A 26,238-nucleotide genomic window follows, 5' to 3' on the forward strand; every position below is an offset into this window, starting at 1 on the left:
TTATGTCGAGCCCTTTTTCACCCCGTGAGTGGTTGCAATTGAATATGCAACAGCAGGGCTTATTACAACCTCAGACGTCGGTCTGTGAGCTTATTAGCCGTCTCGGGTATGTGCAAATCGATTCGATTAATGTGGTCGAGCGGGCGCACCACCATGTGTTGCATAGCCGGATACCACAGTATCAACCGCAGATGTTAGATACAGCGTTAGCACAGGGTGAGATTTTTGAATATTGGTCCCATGCGGCGGCATATTTACCCATTGCCGACTACCGTTTTAGTTTGCAACGTAAACAACAGCTGCAAAATGGCGGCAAACATTGGTTTGAGCCAGACGATAAGGTGATGCAGGAAGTGCGTGCCCGCATTCGCGCCGAAGGGCCACTTAAAGCCAGTGACTTTGAGCATACTGAAGGCAAAAACGGTGCCTGGTGGGATTGGAAGCCCGCCAAAAAGGCGCTAGAGCAGTTGTTTATGCGCGGCGAGTTAATGGTGGTGCGGCGGGAGAAATTTCAAAAATGTTATGATCTTACCGAGCGCGTGCTGCCAGAGCATATCAATACCCAAGCGCCAAGCGAGAGCGAATTTGCTCGCCACTTGATTGAGCGTTATCTCGATGCCCATGCCTTTGGTTCGGCAGCGCAAATCGCTTATCTGCGCAAAGGCATAAAAGCTAATGTGAATGAGCAATTAGCCGCTATGCAGTCTCAAGGTGAGTTGGCAAGCTTTAAGGCGGAAGGGCAATGGTATTTTTATCGCCCCGAGCTGCAAATAACCGCTGCAATACCCAATCGAGTCTGGTTACTCAATCCCTTCGATAATCTATTAATTCAGCGGCAGCGATTAAAGCAATGGTTTGATTTTGATTATCAAATTGAAGTCTATGTGCCCGCCGAAAAACGCCAATATGGCTATTACTCCCTCGCGATTTTGTGGCGTGACTGCTTTGTTGGCCGCGTGGATGTGAAAGCCGAGCGGCAAAGCGGTTTACTGTTATTACAACAGCTGACCTTAGAAGAGGGATTTAGCGGCATGGATGATGACTTCTGTGCGGCATTTGAGGCGGCAGTTACTGAGTATGCGCGTTTTAATGGTTGCAGCCGCTGGAAGCTGGTGAAGGCTAACCATAAGGCATTTAAACAACTATACGCACGGCAGCAGAAGATCTAATCGGGATCTTTGTCGTTATCTGGGCGTTTGTCTTTAGGCGGTACATCCATCCAGCGAAAGCACAGGTACAGCAAGGCCAAAAAGAGTAGCGGCAGGGTGGCATAGCCTAAGGATAATGAACTGTTCTCCGCCCGCGCTAGCCAGTAGCAGGGAATGTACACTAAGGGATAGGCAAGGGTTCCCCACAGAAAACTCTTATTCATCAGCCGGTAAAACCAGTGCACGTTAATCGTGGTTCGGCTGGCAAGTCCCATCAGGCTGGCGAGGACAACAAAGGGATAACTGAGCAGTGGCAGGCCGCCAAGGAGCAATAATCCCCAAAGCAGATAGTCCTGATTAAAAGTGGTGCTTGCGATATCCATGGCTTTCTTCCCTGACGATTCGAACGCTGGCGCTAGGTCTAAGCGCCGACGGCTATTCTTACTCGTTAAGCCCTTGCTGCATCTTAAGCCAAAAGCCTTGTTGGCAGAGATTGCTAAAGGACTTTTGCTGCGGCGAAATCGCGATATTGGCGGTGATGACTCGATAACTCAACCAATAATCCTCACAAATCGCGTTTGGCTCATCAGCTTGTTTATCTTGCTCGCTTAACAGACTGACCACAACCCCGTTATCGAAGTGATATAAGGTCAAAGATTCACACATTTCAGCATTATCGTCTCGATAACTTTGCTGCTCTTGGGTGTGGCTCACCACTGAAACTGGGCTAGGATAGCCTTGAATAGCAAGGATGTAGCTGGCGAGTTGTTGCATTATTTCCCTAAGTGACTCAATGTTTGAAGTGTTAAAAACAAAAAAGCACAGCTGCGCTATCGCTAACTGTGCTCTTTCAAACAGGCATTATAAGTTAGTCTGCGGCGTTTAGCTTTTTCTCAAGCTCATTTACTTGTGCTTGCAGGGCTTCTAATTTCTCGCGGGTTTTCAGTAATACATGCTGCTGTACTTCAAATTCCTCGCGGGACACCATATCCAACTTGAGCAATTGATTTTGCAGCACTTGCTTGCTGCGCTCTTCAAATTCGCCGGCAAATTGCTTAAGACCGCTGGGCAGGCTATCGCTCAGTTGCTTCGCCATTTCTTCGATTTTCTTTGGATTGATCATCTTCTTGTCCGCCTCTTTACTGAATGGGTGGATTGTAACCTAGTACGTTGGCTTTCAAAAGAAAACCGCCTTGCAAAACCTACGTCTTAAGGGACGTGGGTTTTACTTGGATGCGGTTAGCTGTTGTGGGCTAGCCCGTCGGTATCTTCGTCAAACACGGGCAAAGGCTCATGTTTTTCAGCAAGATAGGTATAAATCACCGGTAATACAAACAGGGTAAAAATGGTCCCAATCGATAAACCAGCGACAATCACAATACCGATATTAAAGCGTGCTACCGCCCCAGCGCCGGAAGCAAATAATAGCGGCAATAGACCCGCAATCATCGCTGCAGTGGTCATCAAAATTGGGCGTAAGCGGATGGTTGCCGCCAGTTTAATCGCCTCAAGTTTAGATAGCCCACGGTGGAGTTGTTCCTCTTTGGCCACTTCGCACATCAAGATCCCGTGTTTAGTGATAAGACCCACTAAGGTAATTAATCCTACCTGGGTGTAGATATTAATTTTGGCTAAGCCAAACACATGGGTCCACCCGAGTACAATCAAGGCGCCGCTAATCGCCAGCGGTACAGATACCAAGATGACTAAGGGATCTTTAAGGCTTTCAAATTGGCTGGCGAGTACTAAGAAAATAATCGCAATTGCCAGCAAGAAAGTGGCATAAAGTGCCGATCCTTCAGTGACAAACTGGCGCGCTTCACCGAGGAAGTCGTAGCTATAACCCTTAGGTAACTCATTATCGCCAATATTTTGCAAAAAGCTGATGGCATCACCAATGGCTACGCCTGGCGCGGCTACACCACCCACAGTCAAGGCATTCATTTGGTTAAAGTGCGGCAGTGAGCGAGGCTCGGCCACCATTTCAATATCAACCAAGCTGGATAGCGGAATGGATTTACCATCGGCGGCTTTGACATAGTAATTAGCCAGCGATTCTGGGTTCGCCCGCAGTTTACGCTCCACCTGTGGGATCACTTCGTAGGAGCGACCATCCAAGTTAATGCGATTCACATAGCCATCACTCATCATGGTGGCGAGTGTGATCCCGATATCTTGCATGGTCACGCCGTAGGTCCCGGCTAAGTCACGCTTGATATGCAGTTTCATGGTGCCTGAATCGAATTTAAGGTTGATTTCTGAGTACACAAACAAGGGACTCTTTTGCACCTTTTCCAGTACGCTGGTACCGATTTGGAAGAGGCTGGCGAAGGAGTTTGATGTAGTAATCACAAACTGAATCGGTAAACCACTTGACGCCCCAGGCAGCTCAGGCATTTGGAACGTTGTAATCGCCATTCCAGGAATGTGCTTCACTTCTTTAGCAAAAAACTCCTGCATTTGTTTTTGGCTCTTATCCCGCTCACTCCAAGGCACTAATGGCGCGATCCCGAAGGCTTGGCTGGAACTTGGTACGCCCACGAAGGCGAGTGACGCGGCCGATTCAGGCTGTGCCTTAATCATATCCGTGACTAAACCCATATTGGCTTGGATGTAGTCCAAGTTAGCGGTCGAAGGTGCCGTGCCCATCATCATTACCACGCCTTTATCTTCGTTGGGCGCCAGTTCTGACGGGATAAACTTAAACAACACAGGCAGTGAAGCGAACACGATAATCGCAAAGGCGACGATCACTGGGCGATGTAACATCACCGCATCTAGCATGTTGCTGTAACGGCGAGTCAGGCCCGTGAGGAAGTTTTCGACTCCCATTTCGAACCGATTAGGTGCGGTATGGGGTTTGAGAATTTTGGCACACATCATGGGTGACAGTGTCAGTGCCACTATGCCCGAGATAAACACAGAACCTGCGAGTGTAAGGGCAAACTCCTTAAATAATGAGCCGGTGATCCCACCCATTAAGGCAATCGGCGCATAAACTGCGGCGAGGGTTATGGTCATGGAGATCACTGGCACAGCGATTTCGCGGGTACCGATAATCGCGGCTCTAAAGGGCGACTCACCCAGCTTAATATGCCTGTCGACGTTTTCGACCACCACAATCGCATCGTCAACCACCAAACCAATGGCGAGCACCATGGCAAGCAGGGTCATGAGATTGAGCGTAAAACCAAACATCTGCATGATGATGGCAACCCCAATCAGCGAGAGCGGAATGGTTACAATGGGGATCACCACGGCGCGAAGCGAACCTAAGAAGAGGGTGATCACCACGATAACAATAATCGCGGCTTCACCAATGGTTTTAACCACTTCTTTAATCGATTCATCAATTGCGAGTGAGGAGTCGTAGAGAATGCTCGAACCAATGGATGGCGGTAAGTTACGCTCGATTTCAGGTAATAGGGCGCGGGTATCTGCCGCGACGGTAAGCGGGTTCGCCGTTGGCGTGACATCAAGGCCGATGACCACGGCTTCTTTGCCATTGGCTAAGGCGCGGTAGATATCGTGGCTCTTTTCGAGGCTAACATCGGCAATATCACCGAGACGGACGACTAAACCGTCCTTACTGCCGATCACTAAGCGTTTTAACTCTTCGATGGTAGCAACTTGGGTGTCTGCGGTGCCGTTAAAAAGGGTGTAAACACTGTTGGTTTGACCCACCGCTGACTGGTAGTTGTTCGCCTGCAATACTTGCATTACATCGCTGGAGGAGAGGGTAAACGCCCCCATTCTGGCCGGATCGAGCCAAATACGCATGGCGTATTTAATACCACCGTATAAATTCACCTTAGCAACGCCGTCAATGGTAAAGAGCTGGGGTTTGACGACACGCTCAAGGTAATCCGTTAGCTGGCTTGAGTTAATCTGGTCACTAAAAAATGAAATATACAGTACAGAGGTTTGCGAGCCAGTGGACATTTCAACACTGGGATCTTCAGCCTCTTTGGGCAATTGCGATCTCACCGAGTTTACTTTGGCGAGAATATCGGCCAAGGCGCCATTCGGATCGGTATTGAGCTTCATATACACCGAAATTTTCGAGGTGCCGAGAAAGCTCTCTGAGGTCATAAAGTCAACGTTATCGGCCTGCGCTAGCGCTTGCTCTAACGGTTGTATAATAAAACCTTGGATTAGATTTGCATCCGCGCCGTAATAACTGGTCGATACCGTGACTACGGTATTCGTCATCTTCGGATATTCACGCACTTGCATGCTATTGAGGGCATTAAAGCCTAACAGCAGCAAGAGAAAGCTGATTGAGGCGGCGAGTACGGGTCGCCTAATAAAGATATCTGTAAAGCGCATTATCTTGCTCCTATTACAGCTTTGGCATAGTGTCGGAGTGGGTCAGGGCTTGGTCTTCAACCACTGTCACTTTACTGTTGTTACTGAGGCGAATTTGCCCTGAGGTGACAATACGATCTCCCGCTTTTAACGCTCCACTCACCAGCGCGTTATTGCCGTTACGCTCTAATACCGTCAGGTTGATTTGCTCGACTCTAGCCAGCTTTTTACCGTTTTCTTCGACCTCTTTGATGAGGTAAATAGAGTTACCATAAAGGGTAAAGTTGATGGCGGTTTGTGGCAGTACAAACTGATCGTTCAGTTCTGGCAATAGGATGGATACTCGGGCAAACATCCCGCTACGCAGTTTGGCGTTATCGTTAGAAATGCGTGCTTGCACTTGGATCAAACCGCTTTGGTAAAACACGGCGGGTTCAATCGCGGCAATTTCACCTTCGAAGGGTTGCTCAGGATAAGAGTCCACAAACACATGGATTTTTTGGCCTACGGCAATACGAGGTAATTGGGTTTGCGGAATAGTGAAGCGGATTTTCATTGTGCTGATATCTTCGAGACGCACAATATCGGTACCAGGCTGAAGATATTCACCTAAGTTAATGTTACGAATACCCACTAAACCACTGAAAGGCGCACTGATTTCACGGCGCTCGATAGTGGCTTTTAAGCTTTCAATATCCGCCTGTAAGGCCAGATATTTAGATTCACTATTATCTAAATCCTGTTTAGAGACTGACTTTTGCGCATAGAGTTTTGAAAGGCGTTTGAAGTCGGCCTCAGCGGCGGGCAGTTGTACCATTTTGCTTTTAAGGTTGGCTCTTTCCACTTTGGCATCGAGTTCGGCCAGCAGTTGGCCTTTTTCCACTCGGCTACCGTTTTCAAAATTAATACTGGTGACGCGTCCTGCTAATTCGTTGGAGATGGTCACCCCTTGATGCGGCTCAACAAAGCCAATCGCATCAATTGTGGGTTGCCACTTTTGCATATCTAATGTCATGGCTGTTACAGGAAACTCAGCCTCTGGCATATTGGCGATCGCCTCGGCGATTTTATTTTTTACCATCAGGTTAAAGCCGATCACTGAGCCAAAGGCAAGTACAGCGATCGCTAGCATACTTAGAGTCCATTTTTTCATGGTGCTAAAGATTCCTAGAGTTAAAGTTGAAGATTGATTGAAATGGCCTTTAGGCATAATTCACATGCCCGCCGGATTTCATTTTCTGTACATTCCAAATGGCCTCGCCGTAGGCGTTTTCCTATGGCAATAGCCGGCTCAAAGGCGATAGAAAATAACAAGGCATTATTCAATGGTTGGATGACGCCTTGATCTTTCGCCTGCTCAAATAGTTGATGTAGCTGCTGGAAAATCTCCCTTTCAAAGGCTTGATGCTCAGGCGCATCGACACCTGGAAGGTGGGAATACTGTGCAAAGCTTAAATTGGCATGAGATTGCTCACGCCCCAGTGCCACTATGTTGAACCATAGACGGCGAAATTTTTGGTCAAAGCTGCCTTCATTAATGTTTTCAAGCAACTTGCTGGCAATTTGTTGTAATACGTCTTTACGCAGTTCAATGATCAAATCTTCTTTATCTTTGAAGTAGCGGTAGATCGTACCTGCGGCAACGCCTGCATCTACTGCTAGTTTTTGCATTGAAAGGTTATGTAAGCCTGCTGTCGCAATGATTTTTTCGGCGGAGCGAAGTATTAAGTCACGTTTGTTATCCATTCTGCTTTCCGATATCGACATCTATGAATGAACGTTCATCCATGCGGAATTCTACTGCGCATTATCAACCTTAGCAACAAATTAGCTCAAAAAATGGCAAAAGTGTGATTTAAGAAAGTTATTTTGTAATAAGCTTGCCTGCACACTGATTGCAGCATATTTGACTGGTTTTTAGGATGTCATATTCAAATGCTTATTCATTTGAAGAGACGAGTCATTTCTATTGTTTGCTCAATTGATATCTGGGGATTTGTTGGCCTTAAAACCTTCGCTTCTGCTATGATCCCATCCCCCTTCTGAAGACTTGTTTGGATATTGCGCGACGATGAAACTCAATCCTGCCCAAAATGATGCCGTTCATTATGTTTCTGGGCCTTGCTTAGTATTAGCGGGCGCGGGCAGTGGCAAAACGCGGGTGATTATCAACAAGATTGCCTATCTAGTGCAAAAGTGTGGCTACAATGCCCGCAATATCGCCGCAGTGACGTTTACCAACAAAGCGGCGCGCGAGATGAAGGAGCGGGTCGCACAGTCTATGGGGCGTAAAGAGGCTAGAGGTTTATGGATTTCGACCTTCCATACCTTAGGTCTTGAGATTGTAAAGCGTGAGCATAAAGTGCTGGGTTTAAAGCCTGGGTTCTCGTTATTCGATGACCAAGATACGCTTGCGCTCCTTAAAGAGCTGACCCAAAAAGAATTACAGGAAGATAAAGATTTACTCAAAGCTCTTGCGGGGGCAATTTCCAACTGGAAGGGTGGGCTGATTATTCCCGACCAAGCGCGCAAGCTGGCAAAGGATGAACAGCAGCAGTTGTTCGCCCTGTTATATCAACGCTATGCCCAGCATATGAAAGCTTATAACGCTTTGGATTTTGATGACTTAATTCTGCTGCCAACCCTATTGTTACGCCATCATGAAGAAGTGCGTACGCGCTGGCAAACCAAGATCCAATACCTGCTGGTGGACGAGTATCAGGATACCAACACTTCCCAATATGAAATGGTCAAGCTACTGGTGGGCGAGCGCGCGCGCTTTACTGTGGTGGGGGACGATGACCAGTCCATCTATTCGTGGCGTGGTGCTAAGCCGCAGAACTTAGTGTTGTTGGGCAAAGACTTTCCCAAGCTTAAGTTGATTAAACTTGAGCAAAATTATCGTTCTAGCCAACGCATTTTGCGGGCGGCGAACATTCTTATCGCCAACAATCCCCATGTGTACGATAAGTCGTTATTTAGCGAACTGGCTTATGGTGAGCCGATGCGGGTGCTGTTTGCCGCCAATGAGGAACAAGAAGCCGAGCGTGTGGTGGCCGAAATCATTCGCCACAAATTTGTCGGCCGTACCCAATTTGGTGATTACGCCATTCTGTATCGCGGTAACCACCAGTCTCGCCTACTTGAGCGGGCGTTGATGACGAACCGTATCCCTTACAAGCTAAGCGGCGGCACTTCGTTTTTCGCCCGTGCCGAGATTAAAGACATCATGGGCTACCTTAAACTGGTGGTAAATCCCGACGATGATAACGCCTTTTTACGTGTGGTTAACTTGCCTAAACGGGGTATTGGTCCATCCACCTTGGAGCGTTTGGGTAACTTTGCCAACGAGAAACATATCTCCATGTTCGAGGCGATTTTTGATCCTGAGCTGAATCATCATTTACCACCTAATGCCATGTCAGCCTTGTATCAATTTGGCCGCTTTATTGTCGATACGGGCGAGCATGCCGAGCGGGGAGAACCGGTTGAAGCCGTAAAACAATTGATCCGTAAGATTAATTACGAAGACTATTTATACGAGACCAGTACCAGTGCGAAGGCCGCCGAAATGCGGATGAAAAACATCTCCGAGTTGTATCGCTGGGTGACGGAAATGCTCTCTGGGGATGAATTAGATGAACCTATGACCTTGCCCGAAGTGGTTAACCGCCTAACGCTTAGAGATATGATGGAGCGTAACAGCGAAGATGAAGGCGGCGATCAGGTGCAATTAATGACGCTGCATGCCTCTAAAGGGCTGGAATTCCCCTTCGTGTTTATGGTGGGGGTTGAGGAGCGCATTCTGCCGCATCAAACCAGCATAGATGAAGATAATGTTGATGAAGAACGTCGTCTTGCCTATGTGGGGATAACGCGGGCACAACGTGAGCTATGGTTCACCCTCTGCCGTGAGCGTCGCCAGTTTGGTGAAACTATGCGCTGCGAGCCGAGCCGCTTTCTGCATGAGTTACCGCAGGATGACCTTATTTGGGAAAACCGTAAGCCACAGCAAACAGAGCAAGAGCGAATGCAGACCGGGCGCAGCCATATCTCGAATTTAAGAGATATGTTTAAGAAGTCATAATTAATCATGTAATTGCAGTTTTAGGCGCAAACCTGATGCAGGGTTTCCACTAAGGTAAAAGGGTGGGCTATGGCACTACCCTGGCCGAAGCGATAACCTAGTGCATTGAATATATTGATTTGCTCAGGGTGATGAAGTCCGTCAACAAAGGTTTGTAAGTTTAAGGTTGAGGCCGCCTTTTGATAGGCAGACATCAGCTTTATGTGTTGTTCATCTTGCAGTTGTTTCGTGATATTCGCATCCAGCTTTAAGCCTTTTACAGGGAGGAATAACAAACTGTTTAACGCACTGTGGCCGCTTCCGTAGTGGCTAATCCCTAAGTTAACCCCCTGCTTATTTAATAATTCAAAGCCGCTTATGTGGTTCTCTGTTTCTTGAACTAAGGCTTTTTCATTAAAAAATAACCATAGCTGCGGGAGAGGAAGCTGAGTTTGTTTGAGCGCATTTTTAAGACCACGAAGTACATGCTTGTGTTTAAGATGTTGACTGGAAAGCATAAGGTGTAAATCAAGGTTATCTCCATGGCTCACAACGAGCTGGTGATAATGCTTATTCAGTAAGTTAATTGCATACTTATCCAACTCAACCATGAGGTTAGCTTGCTCAGCTAATTGGCTTAAAACTTCGTGCGGAATACTTCCCCATACGGGATGCTCCCAAATTAATCGACACTCAAAAGCATGGGGTTGTAGAGTCTGTAAATCAACAATTGGGAGAAGATTGAGTTGTAACTCCTCTGCTTGCAGCGCCTGTTTAAAATCATTCTCGAAGGCAATATCCTGGATTTTTTGCTGTGACGCGCTATCGTCAAAAATAACATAACAACCTTTGCCATTCGCCTTGGCTTGGTACATTGCGGTGTCGGCATTACGTAGCATCGATTCACTGGTATCTAACTTATTACCACTAATGGTTATGCCGATACTGGCACCTGAGTGAAACTCGATTGTCCCTAATTTGTAGGATTGTGAGACTTTTTGAATGACTCGTTCGGCCACATCACGGGCATCGTTGATGCCGTTGATGGTATCGAGCAGGATAACAAACTCATCACCACCGAGTCTTGCCAAGGTATCGTTGCTACGGATGCAGCCGCGTAAGCGAGTGGCGGTTTCAATTAAGAATCTATCGCCCTCCAAATGTCCCATAGTATCGTTAATCTGCTTAAAGCGGTCGAGGTCGATAAACAGCAGGGCAAACTGTTCTAGGCTATGGCGGCGAACATGTTTGATAGCCTGATTGAGACGCTCCATAAACATCGCACGATTGGGCAATCCTGTGAGCGCATCGTGTTTGGCATCATGGACGAGTTTAGCTTCCATATTACGGCGCTGACGGATCTCTTTCTCTAGGTCCTTATTGAGCTCAGCGAGTGCAGTTGTACGAGCTGCAACCTTTTCCTCTAGTTCTTCATAGCTGCGGCGTAATGACTCTGCAGCGAGTTTTTTCTCGATAGCAGCACCGATATGTTGTGACACAAAGGTGAGTAACTCCAAGTCTTTCGTTTGGTAGTTTTGGGTCATGCTAAAGCTATAAATGGTTAGCGCACCTCGTACTACATCATGGATAAACAGTGGGATACCTATCCATTGATGCATTGTTTGAGTGTGATTAAGTGCGGGTGCCTTAGCGTAAATTTCTTTTGAGGCAATCAAACCATGAATATCATTCTGGTCTAGCAGTAGTGGACGTTTGTGTTTGAGCACATACTCCGTAAGCCCATCCTGTAATGGCCGAGTCCCAGGGTGTTGGTTACCTAATTGGGAAACGTAAAACGGGAAGGTTAAGTGGGTACCTTGTTCATTTAGCAGTGCGATGTAACAGTTATTGGCAGGAATAAGGTGCCGAATCACATTATGTAGCTGTGCATAAAATTCAGGATTATCTGAACTAGAGCTTGCTAGTTCTGCTATTTCAAATAAGGATTTTTGCAGCCGCTCGGCTCTGCGTCTTTCATACACTTCTTGCTTGAGCTTGTCATAGGCTTGGCTAAGCTCTTTAGTTCGTTGTTGTATTGCTTGCTCTAGCTGTTCTTGGTGCTTAAGTCTTTCCATCACGCCAGCAATATGGTGACAAATAAAGGTCATTAACTCGACCTCGATATCGCCATAACTGACATTAGTATCATAGGTTTGTACTACCAGTACGGCAGTGACTATGCCTTCATGCTTGATGGGCACTCCAAGCCAAAGGTGGCAAGGAGAACCTAAATTGACGATTTCCTCTGCTTCGACCAGCTCTTCAACCTTGGATTCATCGCATAGTAGGGTTTTTCCTGTGCGAAAAACGTAACCAGTTAATCCTTGTTGCAACAGCGTTGATAGGGATTGCTCGGGATAAAGCTGGGCAGGATGGGCATCTTTTTCATCGGCAAAGAAGGGAACCGAAATAGTGTTGGTATTGATATCGAGAGTAGCGATAAAAAAATTATCAGCAGAAATAAGCTTTTTTAGGTGGTGGTGAACCCCTAAATAGAATTCTTCGAGGGAAGGAACCTGAGTGGCAATATGGGATAATTCGAGTAACGCATTTTGAACGATCTCCGCCCGCTTGTACTTATGCGCCAAATATTTAAGGCGATTAAGTCTTTTTTTTAAGCGTTCAAGCTCAGGAGCTCGAGGTTGGGTAGTTTCATCTTCATCCCTAAACATGATACTCACTAATCAGTTCTGCGTTAATTGTTGCCAAACGTTATAATTAGCACGAAATACCGTAACATCCAAGTCATATTTTAACTGTGTTTTCGCTGAAAAAGCATGCTAATGTATCAAAACTTGAGCAGTCAGTAAAAAAAGTGCAAAACAGCTATAGACTCAAAGGCTATTTGTCCATACTATATGCGGCGCTAACCAAGGCGAGCGCCCATAGCTCAGCTGGATAGAGCGCACCCCTCCGGAGGGTGAGGCCGAAGGTTCGAATCCTTTTGGGCGCACCATCTCTCCGAATGAGTTGTGAGCTTGAGGTTAGCAGTAAAGTGAAATTCAGTGGTGATTGTAGCTCAGTTGGTAGAGTCCCGGATTGTGATTCCGGTTGTCGTGGGTTCGAGCCCCATCAGTCACCCCATTTCATTTAACATCTCGGTGATTAGCGCAGTCCGATAGCGCATCCAGATTTTTGGATAAGAGCGGACCAGAGGGTTTTACTCTCTTTAGCTAAAGTAAATTTCGGTGATTAGCGCAGTCCGGTAGCGCATCTGGTTTGGGACCAGAGGGTCAGAGGTTCGAATCCTCTATCACCGACCACATTCTTCGCATAACTAGCGCGTTTGAGTTTTCAAGCAAATAGTTAACAGTTACGGTGATTAGCGCAGTCCGGTAGCGCATCTGGTTTGGGACCAGAGGGTCAGAGGTTCGAATCCTCTATCACCGACCAATTACACTGAAGCCTCAGAATTTCGAAAGAAGTACTGAGGCTTTTTTGTATTTGTCTCTTGGTACTGTTTTGCCATTCGTATCTTGCTGGCGCGTTGTGATTGCATGACATGGTGCTGCGAGGATTCAAGGCCGTTAGCAACATCTCAAATAATTAAGGCTCCCGAAGGAGCCTTAATGCAATGGTATTCGATTTAGTCGATATTTTCTGGCGGGACAATGAAGCCCTGATAGGCATCCGTTTTTAGCTCATTGAAGCGCTCTAGCTGAGCCTTTTCTTGAATTCCTGTCACTATCACCTGAATATCTAATCCTCTAGCTACATTGATAATCGCACGGCAGAGCTCGCTATTATGTGATGCTTCGTCATAGTAAGAGAAAGATTGGTCAAGTTTAACGTAACTTGGTCTTAGCTCTTGGAGGTAAGACATGGAGCCAAATTGACGGCCGAAGTGGTCTATACCAAATTTTGCACCATTGTCTCTAATGATATTGCAAAGGCGAGTACAGGATTCTAAATCGCTATAAACTCCCGCTTCAGGGATCTCAAAGCAAATCCGTTCAACCTGTGGAGCACTGCGCAGGAAGTGATTAAGCCAGTCGTGGAACTGGGGATCACTAATACTTTGATGCGTTAGGTTGATTGCGAGTGGCTCATAGTTACGCTCAAGCAGTTTTTGCTCGTAGACTGTCTCAATGAGGCATTTATCGAGTAATGAGCCGAGTGAGAGTAGCTCGATATACGGCATAAACTGGCCTGCATGAGCAAGCTTATCACCCAACTCGAGTTGGCAATAAAGTTCTCTTTGGCTCACGCCATCGCCATTACAAAATTGGATCGGTTGCCAACGAAACTTGAATTTTTTGTTGCTAATGGCGTGGCTAAGGTTATCGCGCCATTGTTCTCGGGTGAAAAGCTGTTGTTCGGTTGTCTCGAACCAATGGAAGGTCTTATTTTCTTTGAGTGCTTTTTGCAGGGCGTTGTCTGCTTGGGCAAGAATATCGGATACCTTCATTTGGCCAATACGTTCAGCGACACCAATGGCGAAGTTTTCATTGGGTTTACAGCCCGCTTTAGAAATTTCTTGGTTAATGGTGCGGATCAGCGTTTGCAGGTATTTGCTAATTTGATCGTGCTCGACATCGGTAACTAGGAAGGAAAACTCAAATGCGGCAATTCGTGCAATCACAGAAGGTGTGATCTCATTTAATTGCTGAACTAGTTTTTCGGCCAATAGGCGAATGGTTTCATCGCGAACCTGATAGCCATATTTACTGTGAACTTCTTCGAGCCAGTCTAGCTTAGCTAAAAATAGGGCACCGCTACTTGGTTCGCTTAGCCAGCCATTGAGACGGCTCACCACATATTGGCGGTTAGGCAGTCCAGAGGCGGGGTCTGTGAGATTCTTTTTACGTAAAGTACCAACTTCTTCATCGAGCGATTGGAAGAGTTGTTTAAGTTGAGCTGACATACTGTTGAATGCGGTAACGAGATCTTTGAGTTCTGTGGTCTTAGGCAAGGGCATATCGGGGCCAAACTGGCGCGCAGCAATCTTTTTAGCATGATCAGATAAAGCGTGGAGTGGTTTTAGGATCCAAGTTAATCCTAATCTTGCAGTAAAAATTGCGACTAAAAACAGCAATGAAAAGGCGATAATGGTATTTGACATAATTCGCCATAATTCATGGTAACCAAAACCTGGGTGCGCAGTGATTTCTAGTTGAGCCAGTTGTAACCATCCAGAGGTAATAGTGCTTTCTTTTTTGATTGTCTTAAATAGTTTTAAATTGATGAACCATTGGGGCACATCTTCAATTTTTAGCGGGTTATTCCATTCCTGTTGTTTGCCATCAACCATCCAAGTCAACTTGATATTTTGATAATAGCCGCCTTCAAAAATAACGTTAACTAAGGTTTCGGCAGCCGCAGTATCGCCAGCTTCAAGTGCAGGAGTAAGCATTAATCCAAGCGAAGTACTGGCGTTGTTTAGATCCGATTCCATTTGCTTGGTTAAAAAGCTTTGAGTCTCAGTGAATTGCACATAGCCAAGGCTTGCTACTACTAACAAAAACAGGCTAAAAAGCAGCGAATAAATCTGTCTAAACAGTGTCATCTTGGGTGCTACTCCAGTTTTAATTTGGGTTGTCTTAGGCGATCAACCCCTAACCTATGGTTAAGGTCATTCCATTTTTCGAGTCGTGTTGACGAGCCAGCTAAAACGCCTCGTCCCTGTTCTTTATTTAGCCATAACTGTTTACCGTTAAAACTGTAAACGGGTATGAGATCTTTACGTTGTGTTGCGGGTTTGATGACATGGTCGAGATTATCGAGTACTAGAGGGATGGATGAAGGCGTATCATAGTAAGCCAATACCATATGATACTGATTCACGCTTGTGGCTTTAACCATAGTGATCCGCATCTTATCTTCGGGAACACCTAACTGAAGCAGTGTGAAATACTTGGCGATTGAAAAATCTTCACAATCTCCACCATTGACCCCAATGAACTCCATCGGAGTGGCCCAATAGTTTGATTCTCCCCATAATTTTATGTCATCAACAAAACGGAATAAGTTAAAGAAGTTGTTCACTTTCAATAGCTTTTCCTTTTCGTCAACCGTGCTTGCCTCTGCCAATACTTTAAACCAAGCCCGTGCTCGCATCCCTGCACGTTCACCATAGCGTTTTTCTAACGTTGAGGTGATTTTCGCTTCATCAAGTTTTTGGGTTGGAGACGCATATAGAAAGCTAATCCCTAATGCAGATGCAACAAGGCTAGAGCGGCAGGCTCGAATAAATGCACTTGTACCCTTTGGCCTGCCGTTCATAACCTACTCTGTTAGACCTTATTTTGCGTTATCGACGGAATAAATCGTCCATTTCATATCTGTCGCCGTATCGTCTCCCGTCACTTCTGCAACGACTCGACGATTACGAATTTCTGCTTCGGGTGTTCGTTCTAGAACGACTGGCCGACTTGAGCCATATCCTATTGCAGTCAATCGACTTCTGTCGATACCAAAACGTTCGGCCAGTACCGCGGTAACGGCATCTGCCCGCTCTTGTGATAATACCGCATTGCGTTCGTCAGTACCTGTACGACTAGTGTGACCTTCAATAGTCACTTTAGTCGTTGGATATTGACGTAAGAAAATAGCAACTTCTTCGATTTGCGGGTAATACTCTGGTGCTATATATGCTGAGTTATTAGGAAATAATACATTAATTTCCTTACGCTCATTGATTGATTTGATCTGACCACAACCGTAGTTATCTGTGCCCGCTCCTTTGGCTGTATCATTACAGCGCTCACGGGCTTCGATAACGCCATCACCATCCTTATCGGAAAGATCGTATGCTTGAGTTGTTGTCATATCATCAATATTGACAGTATCACGCATGGAACAACCTGCTAAAAGCGCCACGCTAAGGAAAAGGATTGTGGTTTTCATTGGTTAGCTCCTCCTTCGTAGTTACGTTCGCCACGCCATGCTTCTGGACGAGTCACTTTCAGTGAGTCGAGTAAGCGGCCTGTCGCATTTAGTACACGGTATTTCGCAATGATTTCATCATATTCAGCCTGTAAGTAGTCCTTGCGAGCTTCGAATAACTCATTCTCAGTATCCAGTAAGTCGAGCAAGCTGCGTTGGCCGAGATTGAATTGTTGCGCATAGGCGGACTGAGTGTCTTTGGCTGCGATGACATGGTCGCGAATGTATTGCTTTTGAGGCGCTAACATTTCGTAGGCGTTCCATGCAAGGTTTACCCCTTCAATGACTTCCCTTTGTGCACGTTGACGGATTTCTTTCGCTTCACCCAGTTTGTAAGCAGATTCCTTTTCGCGAGCAAGATCTTTACCGCCAGCGAATAGGTTGTATCTGACTCGCACCATAGCGACGATGTCATTGCTATAACCACCTACATTTTGGCTCGCTAATGCACTTACGCCATCTTCGCCACCCACATCATTGTTCCAGCTACCGTTTAGCTCTAACGAAACTTGCGGATAATAGTTGGCTTGGGCGGATGAACGCTCATTTTCAGCAGCACGAATATCGTTTGCTGCAGATTTAAGGATAGGATGATTTTTATCTGCGTCTGCTAAGCTACTGTTTAAATCCTTTGGTAACATATCGGCATCTGGAACGGGTTGAATTAAGTCAACTGGGTCGGCAGACACGACTCGGATAAATTGCGCTTTAGCATCGAGCAAATTATTTCGGGCAGAAATCACATTCGCATTTGCCCTTGCAAGACGTCCTGATATTTGTGATAGATCGGCTGTTGAGCCTAGACCTGAATCAGTACGTTGCTTGATTTGATCATAAATTTCTTTATGGCTGTTAAGATTTTTTTCAGCCAGCTTCAACACTTCATCAGTACGAAGGTAGTTGAGATAGACTTTGCTGACATCCAATGCCATATCTTCAGCCGCAGCAAGTAAGGCCCACTGGTCTGCACTGGCTTCAAAGCTATAACGGTCAACTTCACTGCTGGTATAAAAACCATCAAAAAGCATTTGTTTTAGGCTAATACCAAACTCACCACGGTTGAGTTCCGCGACGCCATTGCTATCAACATCACCGACATTTTTGCGTCGACGCGTTGATACGCTATCCGTCTGCTCGTAGCCATAGCCACCAGTGAGATCGACTGTTGGCATATAACCAGCAATTGCCTGATTTACTTGCTCTTCTCTCGCTTTGAATCGGTTAAACGCCACTCGTAGATCTGGGTTGGTATCGAGCGTGTGCGCAACCGCTTGCTCAAGCGTTTGGCTTTGAGCCGATAGTGGAAGCAAGATAGCTGACAGCAGAACCGGCTTTGTTTCCTAAATCGATTCAGCGAGCAAAGCTCCTCATAATCGTTTGAATATTAAACTACACGGTAAGTTTCAGGCATGCCTAGCCCAGTGAGTTTGTTCAACGCCTTTATCATCGCGTAAGTTTCTCCTACCTGACCGTTATAATTTCGCAGGCTCAATCTGCCACCAAGTAGTTGCTTCACTCTGTACATTGCTGTTTCTGAGATTGACCGCCGATGATAACCATACCGTTTTTTCCACTGTTTATTTGAACCATGAAGCTGTTGCCAACTGACCGCTAAGTTACGCGGATGACCTTGTTCCCAGAGCGCGGCACCTTCCCTCGGTGGAATGAGTACTAAAGCCCGTTTTCTACGAACGGCATCGTGACAGGCTCTTGTGTCGTAAGCACCATCACCTGAGATATTGCGGATTTTGCGATGGGTTTGCTTGAGCAAATTCGGCATAACTTCAGCGTCAGTGACACCGGATAAACTCAGTTCCGCTGCAATAATTTCATGGCTATGGGTATCGACAGCGATATGCAGCTTACGCCACACGCGGCGCTTGCCATCTGTGCCATGTTTCTTCACTTTCCACTCACCTTCGCCATAAACCTTCAAGCCTGTCGAGTCGATAGCCAAGTGCTCAATGGTGCCACGCGTCTTGGTTTTAAAAGCAATCTTGACGGTTTTAGCGCGTTTGCTGATGCAAGTGTAATGTGGGCACGAAAGCGGAATATCAGCCAGTTTAAACACCGAGTTGATAAAGCCTTGTAACGCTCGTAGTGGCATCGAGAAAACACGTTTAACCATCAGCGCGGTGGTAATGGCTAAGTCGCTAAATACGCGTGGTCGACCTTTCCTTGGTTGCTCGGCCTTAGCTTTCCACTGGGCGATAGCGTCCTCATCAATCCAGAAGGTAAGTGAGCCACGATTGATCAGGGCTTGATTGTATTGCTTCCAGTTGATTGTTTTATATTGAGGTTTTGACACGATTGATGGGCGAGTTGATGGGCTATGTCGATCAGATCACCAGCTATGGTTTTAGTTCAACTGATTTAGGAAACAAAGCCAGCAGAACCGCTATTTTTGAACATTGAAATTGTCGTCTTACTAAAGTCTTCATTGCAAACCTCCCGGTTTATAACAGGCTTAACGCTCTCTGAGCGCTGTGTCCTTAGCCCTTAAAATTGGATTTAAAATGTACTCAAGGATGGATCTTTGTCCGGTGATAACGTCAACGCTAGTTAACATCCCCGGTATAATTGGCATCTCTGTGCCATCGTCTTTTATTAAACTCGATTCTTCGGTTCTTACCTTTATAAGGTAGAAGCTATTTCCTTCTTCGTCCTGTGATGTATCGGCACTAATATGCTCTACTGTACCTTTAAGACCACCGTAACGGGTAAAGTCATAGGCAGTCACCTTAACTACTGCAGGTAAGCCGGTATGTAAAAACGCAATATCCTTAGGTAAGATCTTGGTTTCTATAAGTAACTGGTCTTCAGATGGCACGATTTCGACTATATCAACTCCGGGTTGAACCACGCCTCCTAAGGTGTTGATATGCACTGTCTTAATGGTGCCGTTTACAGGGGAGGTAATAATCGCTTTGCTAACCTTATCTTGGGCTCCCACCTGTGCTTCGTTCATTCTGGATAAACGGGTTTGTGTTTCGTTAAGCTGCGCACGAAGATCTGCAGCGTAAACAAATACCGCTTCACGGCGCTTTAATATTGCTTCATCTAATGCAGCTTTCAGTTTCGGTCTAAGCAGTCTCAATGAGTTTAATTCCCCCTGAGCATCGTTCACTGCGCGTTCGAGTTTAAGTAATTCAACTTCGGGCACAATCCCTTTTTTAGCCAGAGGCCTCGTAAGCTCTAACTCCCTAGAAATCAACTGCATATTGGTTGTTAAGGTCGTCGTTTTTGAGGCAAGGTCATCGATTTCTTGTTGCCTTTGTTGTATCTGACGAACCAGAATTTCTAATTGGTTGCTCAGATTATCTAAGCGACCGTTATATTCTTCCTGTTGTCTTTTCACTAGGGCAGGTTCTGCCTCATGAATACTATCGGGAAATACTAAAGCTTTTTTGGTAATTTTAACTTGTTCACGCCAGTCAGAAGTCATATCAGAGATAAGAATGCTATCTAATTCTGCGCGCATACGGATGGCATTGGTTTTTAAGCCAAAGACCTCTTGCTCTTGCTGGGCAAAATCGGAGCGAAAGCGGGTATCATCAATCCGTACCAGTGGCTGACCTTTAGTGACAATATCACCCTCTCTCACAAAGAGTTCTTGCATGATACCGCCGTCAAGACTTTGAATGACTTGAACTTGAGAAGAAGGGATCACTTTACCTGTCCCGGTAGTCACCTTATCCAGTTTGGCAAAACCTGCCCAAAGTAGAAAACACACAACCATGGCAGCTAATGCCCATATGATGAGCCTATGTCCACTTGGGGCATCGGTCATCATGGCACCGTAAACATCATCAACCATGTCTAAATCATTTGCCGTTAGATTTTTACTCATTGTCTGGAGCCTCCATTTACAAGGCCAAAATTGAGTTTTTCTAACACTTCAGCTTTAGGACCATCGGCAACAACATGTCCCCTTTCAAGCACAATAATACGGTCAACTAATTGTAATAAATGCATTTTATGAGTAATTAATAGCAAGGTTCGATCCTTGCTGACATTTTGCATTGAGCGAATAAACTGTTGTTCTGCTCTCGCATCTAAACTCGCTGTAGGCTCATCCATTAACAATACTGGCGGGTCATTAAGAGTCGCCCGTGCGAGGGCAACGGTTTGTCTTTGTCCACGACTAAGAGACATACCGCCTTCGCCAACTTGTTGATCTAGGCCTTCAGCCTCCAAATGGGTGAACTGACTGACACCTGAAAGCTGTACTGCACGGATAAGTTGATGCTCTGTCACTTGGCGAGTACCAAAGAGAATGTTATCTCTTATGGTACCGTGGAAGAGGGTGACGTCCTGCGGTAAGTAACCAAAGTTACGGCGCAGATCGCTAGGATGAATTTGCGCCGAATCGACCCCATCGTAGCGTAGGCTACCGGTTGTGGGTTGGAACAGTCCAACGAGAAGTTTGGCCAAGGTACTTTTACCTGAGCCATTACGACCGATAATTGCAACCGTCATTCCGCAGCTAATTCCAGAATTTAAATAGTGTGATCTGGCGATCAGCTTTTCATAAAAACTACGACACCATCTTGACCGCGATCGACAGTTTTGCTCTATTACTGCTATTTGACGGTCTCAAAATATGTCTACCCATCCTGTTATTAAACGCTTAGATCACCTTGGTCTCATTGCCGCCTTTTGTCACGAAATTGGCCTGCCACGGATGATAGATGCCGTTATCCCAAAATATTCTGACCACAATGTTTCTCATGGTGACGCGGTATTGGCCATGCTCCTAAATGGACTTGGCTTTCATAGCAGAACACTGCACATGTTCTCGGACTTTTTTAAGACCAAGCCTGTATCTAAGCTACTCGCCAAAGACATTGAAGCACACCACCTGACTGATGATGTACTAGGCCGCACATTAGATGCTCTATACGAAGCCGATGTCTCAGCGCTCTATCAGGTTATTGCTGAGCGTGTTGTTGATAAACTGGGCTTGACGACCGATTCTGTTCATCTTGATATCACTAGCTTCCACGTTGATGGTGAGTATGCACAAGATGAAAACACCAACGTGATTAAGCTTGTAAGAGGTTATAGTCGGGATCATAGGCCAGAGCTTAACCAAGTCGTGCTTGAACTCATCTGTGAAAACCAAGCAGGTATTCCTGTTTACATGCAAGCACTGAGTGGTAACACCAATGATGCCAAGGCATTCGCTGAAGTCACTAAAAGACACATACATTGCCTAAAAGCCGCGCAAAATAGTCGTTACTTTATCGCTGATGCCGCTTTGTACACCGAAGAAAGCATCTCCTCGCTAGATGAGCAAAATCAAAAATTCATTACCCGTGTCCCCATGACCATCAAGCTCGCAAAACAAGCACTACTTGCGCTAGAGCCAGAGCAATTAAGCACTATCGGTCATGGCTACTCAGGATGTTGGATAGACTCGGATTACGGAAAGGTCAATCAACGTTGGTTGCTCGTTCACAGTGAACAGGCCACCAAGCGGGAAGAAATCACTTTCTTCAAGAACTTAGAGAAAAACATAGCAAAAGAAATCAAAGCGTTGGAAAAGCTAAGTAAAAAACCATTCGCTTGTGAAGTTGACGCAGAATTAGCGTTTAACGATTTCAAGAAACAATGTGACTTACTTGGGTTTGAACAAGGCACTCTCATCAAACAGCCGACTTACTCTCATTCGGGCCGCCCAAAGACAGATGAAGCACCGACAGGATACCAATACTTTATCGAAGCCGCCCCCTTCACCGACCTAGAAAAAGTAAAACTGGCTAAGCTCAAAGTAGGCATGTTTATCCTCGCGACGAATGACACCGACAATGAAGCACTCACCATGGCGGCTCTTCTAGCACATTACAAATCGCAACAAAAAGTCGAGCGCGGCTTCCGTTTTCTAAAAAGCCCTGAGTTTTTAACCTCTTCCATCTTCTTGAAAAAGCCTGAGCGCATTGAAGCGTTGCTAATGATAATGACGTTGAGCTTGCTTGTTTACGCTAGTTTAGAACACAAAATCAGAGAACAACTCGCACAAACCGAAGCGTTCTTCCCAAGTATGGTAAAGAACAAGACGACCTCCAGACCGACGGCACGTTGGGTCTTCTTGCAATTCGAAGGCATAGATACGCTAGAGATTAACGGCCAAAGGTTCATCACTGGACTTCAAGATCACCAAACACAACTACTCAAATTACTCGGTAGATTCTATGAGGTAGTTTATTCCTAAATTAGCTGCGGAATGTCGGTTGTAATGATCGATCCCATAATTAGCTCCCAACAGCCAAAGTGTGTTAATCCGAAGATGCACAAATTCAACAAATACGCTGAATTGTGATACAAGTGGCTAAATTTTAGCTTGGTCGCGTGTGTAAGTCAATTTTTTGACGCGTCGGAATGGCTTGCTATAGCTGGATTTTAAGGGGCGGAGTGCGAAAAAATGGCACTTAAAAGTGACAGAACTAGATGTAGTATCTTAAAACGCAAAAGAAACTGCATTTAGTGTCTCTTAACTATCAAAATAAACATACTAATAACAAATTATTCTTAAGATCGGGTTTAATATTTTATAAATGATGTGCGGCAAGTATGTTCAAGGTTGAATGAGAAGGGACCGCAATCCGCCTAATGGATTGCGGTTGATAGAAGTTATAGGTTTACTGCCTGACGATAGCTTTGGTTAGCATGACCTTGTTCGCCAAGTTGCTCTTGAATACGTGCTAACGCCAGCCAAGAGTCTTTACTCGGAGCAAGACGACAAACATTCTGCCAGCGGATTTTGGCTTCTTTCATATCCCGGGTTTGTTGGTAGAGTAGCGCTAAACACCGTTGGTAATCAGCATTGTTCTCATGGGTGATTTCATGCTTGAGCAATTGCTTGCGGATATCTTCGTCATGGGCGGTGACGATCTGTGGGATCACTTCTAACAGTGCAGACTCTGGCGAGCTACGTAGCTTTTTCGAGAGTAATTTAAGCGCTTGGTCTTTACGATTGAAGCGGCACAAGCCCATGGCATAAATCGCTAAAAACTCAGACTGGTTACGTTCATCGCGTGAAAGCCATTGCCAGCATTGTTCTAGGGCTTCTTCCCCTTTTAGACTCGCCGCTTTTAATAGGGCGCAATGGGTTTCAACATTCAGCGTATTTAACTTTGCATCCTCTAAGATCTGGCGTTTCTTCAGTATTGGGAGCAATAGCTTAAGCGCTTCCCAATCTTCCTGGGCGCGATATAACTCGAGGGCGAGTTTCAGCACAGGGGCTTTACTCTTGCTAGTTGGGGCTAACTTATCGAGCTCGGCTCTGGCTAAGGCTAATTCACCTTGTTTGAGTAAATAACGGGTACGAGTGGTTGCTACCGCATTGGCCGTCATAGGCTGGGCTTCAGCGCGGGCAAGATATTGATCTCGCTCGGCAGTTTTATTTTGATGTTGAGCAGCACGTGCAGCGGCTAACAAATTTAATGCTGGCAGTTCACCGTTGTCGGCCCCTTTAATCATGGCGCGTTCTGCCGCAGGCCAATCTTCTTCGGCAATCGCGAGTGCGCCCATCAAAGTGTGTTTCTTGGCAGACCGGCGACGCCAATGCTGCGGGATAAAACGGCTACGAAGCAGCAGATTAATCACAGTGATCACTAACCACTCCAGCACTTGGAATAGCGCATAAAACACGATTAACATGACGATGCCAAAAACTAAACTGGTCTCAAGCTGGTAATCACCCGCGGCAATATACACATAGCCAGTATTGCCAACAATCCAGGGGCTGATACACAGGCCTAAAAGTATAATACCAAGAAATATTAATACCTTAATCATAGCTGCGGTTCCTCTGCAGAGGTGAGTTCACCATAGCTGGTTAACTGTAATAACAGCGGTTTAGCGGCAAAGGATTTCAGCGTAATAGGGTCAAGATCGAGTGTTGCCAACTTGTCGATTTCGGCAATGGCCTCGCTAGTTTGATGCGCTTGAACATCAAAATAGGTTTGGATCCACTTGCGCGCCATCATCAGTGATTGATGATAAGCGGCTCTATCATAGCGATAGAGTGCCAGTTGTGATTGCAGCAGTTTATGGCGGATATTCTCAACCAAATACCATTGTTGCTCTGGAGCAAGTAGGGCTGGCGCATCGGCGGTGCGATGACGAATAGTAATAAAATCTTGAGTCAACGCCTTCCAGGTTTTACTCAGATTACTTTGCCAATCGTTAAGATCGCCGGAAATGGTCGTATCTTCAGCCGTGCTTGCTTCAGCGTCGGCACGATTTAGCGGCAATTTGTCAAGTTGGTCGATTAAGGCATCGAGTGCTAATACACCACCTTCAATATCCAAACTCTTAATATTGGTGGTCGCCGCAATATCCTTTGCCAATGCCTTACGGATTGGCAGTAATGCGGGGTTGTTCATCGCGGCAATAGTTTCATCCGCGGATTTTAATAAATCGGTTGCCGTACGTGGATCTTTTTCGAGCCAAAGCTTACGTCCAGCCATGTTTACTAGATATTCGGCTTCTGAGGCCATCCAGTGGGTTGGGCTGCGCTGGGCCAGTTTCTCTAGTCTGTCCTGTAACTGGTTTTGATCTGTGGCAAGCTTAGATAACTCTTGGAAGGTTTTTGCATCTGAGAGTTGTTGTTGCTCAAGTTGTGCAAGACGCTGATTTGGGACGAGTAAAGCCTGTTGCAACTGATCTTGCAGGGCTAGATTTTTCGTCTCTTGCAGTTGAAGCTGTTGCTGCATTTGTTGATACAGCAAATAGCCACCACCTATGGTGCAAACGGTCAAGCCTAAGGCCAGTAGTACACCAAAACGAATAGCCCATGAGCTACGATTCACTTGCACCACTTGGCGAGCAGCTTGGGTCGATTCGGGTTTACTGGCTTGCGACTTAGTGTCGGCAGGTTTGACTTCTTGTTCTTCAGGCTTGCTCGCCTGTGACTCAGAAGCTTGGTTGTGTGGTGCAGCGTCATCGGTATTGACCGATGTGGCGAGAACTGGGATAGCCTGTGACTCTGGGCTTTGGGCGTCGTGCTTGTTGTTATCCATTTAACAGTCCTTAAAATCATGCTACTGCCGAAATTCGAGTAAAATCGGGCTAAATAGCGCTTAGAGTTTAAGGGCGTTTAGCACGGCTTTGCTGTTGGCGGCATTGGCATTGGTGACTTGGGTTATACCAAAGGCATGAGCTTGAGCTTCTACTCGGTTACTGGGGACTATGATATGACATGAGCGCAGCCATGCAAATAACTCTTTTGGCACTAGATTAATCAGATTATCTAGTACTTCACCACTCGTCACGACAATAGTATCTATCCCTAAGTCTCGCCAGTGTTGGCTAACCGCTACGCCATCGAGTGGTGGGCAAGCGCGTTGATAGACTTCCCAATAGCGCAGCTTCGCGCCTCTGGCACTCAGTTGCTCAGCGAGGGCTTCACGACCACCGACACCACGAATGATAGTGATATGTTTGCCTTGGATATGTTGCAGTGCAGGCAATGTCAGCAAGCCTTCTGTTTGCTGACAATCATCCGGTGCTTCGAGAGCTTCAATTCCCTTCTCTTGCAGCGCTTCCCACGTAGCATGACCCACGGCGAAATAAGGTACGCTTGGCCAGTCTTTAACTTGGGCTGTATCGACTTTAAACGCAGCATCAGCAAAGCTGACTGCATTGGCGCTGATACAGATAACCATATCGACATTAGCGAGTGGATGCGAAGAGTCTGGCGGCAGAGGAGACGTGGCCTCAACGCAGAGCAGTGGCGTCACGCAGTGTTCGATGCCTCTTTCATTCAAGGCATCGACCACCGACTGATTGCGCCCCTCGGGGCGCGTCAGTAAGACTTTCATCGTC

The 26,238-nt window shown here is 46.1% G+C and carries 20 protein-coding genes and 4 tRNA genes; 7 read left to right on the plus strand and 17 right to left on the minus strand.

The annotated features are described in order from the left end of the window. Positions 1-2: 2 nt before the first annotated feature. Positions 3-1,169, plus strand: coding sequence for a crosslink repair DNA glycosylase YcaQ family protein (locus FJD32_RS02180; protein WP_140906964.1), 1,167 nt, complete (start codon positions 3-5; stop codon positions 1,167-1,169). On the opposite strand, the gene FJD32_RS02185 is transcribed toward FJD32_RS02180, so the two are convergent. From FJD32_RS02185 to FJD32_RS02210, 6 genes are all read right to left on the minus strand, one after another. Further along, on the minus strand, positions 1,166-1,531 hold the full coding sequence (locus FJD32_RS02185; protein WP_140906965.1) for a hypothetical protein: 366 nt from the start codon (positions 1,529-1,531) through the stop codon (positions 1,166-1,168). The two genes, FJD32_RS02180 and FJD32_RS02185, sit on opposite strands and share 4 nt — an antisense overlap. Before the next feature lie 58 nt (positions 1,532-1,589). Next, entirely contained in the window at positions 1,590-1,922 is a 333-nt protein-coding gene (locus FJD32_RS02190) for a hypothetical protein (protein WP_140906966.1), read from the minus strand. 94 nt (positions 1,923-2,016) lie between these two features. Next, a complete protein-coding gene (locus tag FJD32_RS02195; RefSeq protein WP_023266071.1) occupies positions 2,017-2,271 on the minus strand; it encodes an accessory factor UbiK family protein in 255 nt (84 codons plus the stop codon). A 116-nt stretch (positions 2,272-2,387) separates the two neighbouring features. Beyond that, positions 2,388-5,477: a multidrug efflux RND transporter permease subunit gene (locus tag FJD32_RS02200; protein ID WP_140906967.1), complete on the minus strand. Its 3,090-nt coding sequence runs from the start codon at positions 5,475-5,477 to the stop codon at positions 2,388-2,390. A 13-nt stretch (positions 5,478-5,490) separates the two neighbouring features. Beyond that, positions 5,491-6,609 carry an efflux RND transporter periplasmic adaptor subunit gene (locus FJD32_RS02205; RefSeq protein WP_037427715.1) on the minus strand — a complete coding sequence of 373 codons (1,119 nt, stop codon included), beginning with the start codon at positions 6,607-6,609 and terminating at the stop codon, positions 5,491-5,493. Positions 6,610-6,629: 20 nt separating this feature from the next. Beyond that, complete coding sequence (locus tag FJD32_RS02210; RefSeq protein WP_140906968.1) at positions 6,630-7,202, minus strand: TetR/AcrR family transcriptional regulator; 573 nt, start codon at positions 7,200-7,202, stop codon at positions 6,630-6,632. A gap of 325 nt (positions 7,203-7,527) precedes the next feature. Here FJD32_RS02210 and rep point away from each other — a divergent pair, with 325 nt between their 5' ends. Continuing rightward, the gene (gene rep, locus FJD32_RS02215; RefSeq protein WP_140906969.1) at positions 7,528-9,543 is read left to right on the plus strand and encodes a DNA helicase Rep; all 2,016 of its coding nucleotides are present in this window, start codon (positions 7,528-7,530) and stop codon (positions 9,541-9,543) included. 20 nt (positions 9,544-9,563) lie between these two features. On the opposite strand, the gene FJD32_RS02220 is transcribed toward rep, so the two are convergent. Next, complete coding sequence (locus FJD32_RS02220) at positions 9,564-12,194, minus strand: diguanylate cyclase (protein ID WP_037427718.1); 2,631 nt, start codon at positions 12,192-12,194, stop codon at positions 9,564-9,566. A 207-nt stretch (positions 12,195-12,401) separates the two neighbouring features. Here FJD32_RS02220 and FJD32_RS02225 point away from each other — a divergent pair. From FJD32_RS02225 to FJD32_RS02240, 4 genes are all read left to right on the plus strand, one after another. Further along, a tRNA-Arg gene (locus FJD32_RS02225) sits at positions 12,402-12,478 on the plus strand. A 52-nt stretch (positions 12,479-12,530) separates the two neighbouring features. After that, positions 12,531-12,606: transfer RNA gene (locus tag FJD32_RS02230), tRNA-His, on the plus strand. A 102-nt stretch (positions 12,607-12,708) separates the two neighbouring features. After that, positions 12,709-12,785: transfer RNA gene (locus FJD32_RS02235), tRNA-Pro, on the plus strand. Positions 12,786-12,838: 53 nt separating this feature from the next. Next, positions 12,839-12,915: transfer RNA gene (locus FJD32_RS02240), tRNA-Pro, on the plus strand. Between the two features lie 193 nt (positions 12,916-13,108). Here the strand turns inward: FJD32_RS02240 and FJD32_RS02245 are convergent. The 7 genes from FJD32_RS02245 to FJD32_RS02275 all read right to left on the minus strand — a co-directional run bounded on the left by FJD32_RS02245 (position 13,109) and on the right by FJD32_RS02275 (position 20,994). Then, on the minus strand, positions 13,109-15,028 hold the full coding sequence (locus FJD32_RS02245; protein ID WP_088586566.1) for an EAL domain-containing protein: 1,920 nt from the start codon (positions 15,026-15,028) through the stop codon (positions 13,109-13,111). An 8-nt stretch (positions 15,029-15,036) separates the two neighbouring features. Further along, positions 15,037-15,744: a transglutaminase-like cysteine peptidase gene (locus FJD32_RS02250; protein WP_023265411.1), complete on the minus strand. Its 708-nt coding sequence runs from the start codon at positions 15,742-15,744 to the stop codon at positions 15,037-15,039. Between the two features lie 18 nt (positions 15,745-15,762). Further along, entirely contained in the window at positions 15,763-16,368 is a 606-nt protein-coding gene (locus FJD32_RS02255; protein WP_023265410.1) for an OmpA family protein, read from the minus strand. After that, positions 16,365-17,732: a type I protein secretion system protein AggA gene (aggA, locus tag FJD32_RS02260; RefSeq protein ID WP_140906970.1), complete on the minus strand. Its 1,368-nt coding sequence runs from the start codon at positions 17,730-17,732 to the stop codon at positions 16,365-16,367. Before aggA ends, FJD32_RS02255 begins: the two co-directional genes overlap by 4 nt. 59 nt (positions 17,733-17,791) lie before the next feature. Beyond that, a complete protein-coding gene (locus tag FJD32_RS02265; RefSeq protein WP_069455281.1) occupies positions 17,792-18,715 on the minus strand; it encodes an IS5-like element ISSpu11 family transposase in 924 nt (307 codons plus the stop codon). Positions 18,716-18,874: 159 nt separating this feature from the next. Then, on the minus strand, positions 18,875-20,257 hold the full coding sequence (locus tag FJD32_RS02270) for an HlyD family type I secretion periplasmic adaptor subunit (protein WP_088586568.1): 1,383 nt from the start codon (positions 20,255-20,257) through the stop codon (positions 18,875-18,877). After that, positions 20,254-20,994, minus strand: a complete 741-nt coding sequence (locus tag FJD32_RS02275; protein WP_345890726.1) for an ATP-binding cassette domain-containing protein — start codon at positions 20,992-20,994, stop codon at positions 20,254-20,256. Before FJD32_RS02275 ends, FJD32_RS02270 begins: the two co-directional genes overlap by 4 nt. Before the next feature lie 16 nt (positions 20,995-21,010). Here FJD32_RS02275 and FJD32_RS02280 point away from each other — a divergent pair, with 16 nt between their 5' ends. Continuing rightward, positions 21,011-22,621, plus strand: coding sequence for an IS1634-like element ISSpu7 family transposase (locus tag FJD32_RS02280; protein ID WP_011787758.1), 1,611 nt, complete (start codon positions 21,011-21,013; stop codon positions 22,619-22,621). A 419-nt stretch (positions 22,622-23,040) separates the two neighbouring features. On the opposite strand, the gene FJD32_RS02285 is transcribed toward FJD32_RS02280, so the two are convergent. Genes FJD32_RS02285 through FJD32_RS02295 form a run of 3 tightly spaced genes read right to left on the minus strand, consistent with a single transcriptional unit; the run spans position 23,041 to position 26,234 of the window. Further along, positions 23,041-24,207: a heme biosynthesis HemY N-terminal domain-containing protein gene (locus FJD32_RS02285; protein ID WP_037430184.1), complete on the minus strand. Its 1,167-nt coding sequence runs from the start codon at positions 24,205-24,207 to the stop codon at positions 23,041-23,043. Further along, complete coding sequence (locus FJD32_RS02290; protein WP_140907597.1) at positions 24,204-25,433, minus strand: uroporphyrinogen-III C-methyltransferase; 1,230 nt, start codon at positions 25,431-25,433, stop codon at positions 24,204-24,206. Before FJD32_RS02290 ends, FJD32_RS02285 begins: the two co-directional genes overlap by 4 nt. A 60-nt stretch (positions 25,434-25,493) precedes the next feature. Continuing rightward, the gene (locus FJD32_RS02295; protein ID WP_140907596.1) at positions 25,494-26,234 is read right to left on the minus strand and encodes a uroporphyrinogen-III synthase; all 741 of its coding nucleotides are present in this window, start codon (positions 26,232-26,234) and stop codon (positions 25,494-25,496) included. Positions 26,235-26,238 lie beyond the last annotated feature (4 nt).

It is taken from the genome of Shewanella sp. LC6 (genome assembly GCF_006385735.2).
Taxonomy (GTDB): Bacteria; Pseudomonadota; Gammaproteobacteria; order Enterobacterales; family Shewanellaceae; genus Shewanella; species Shewanella xiamenensis.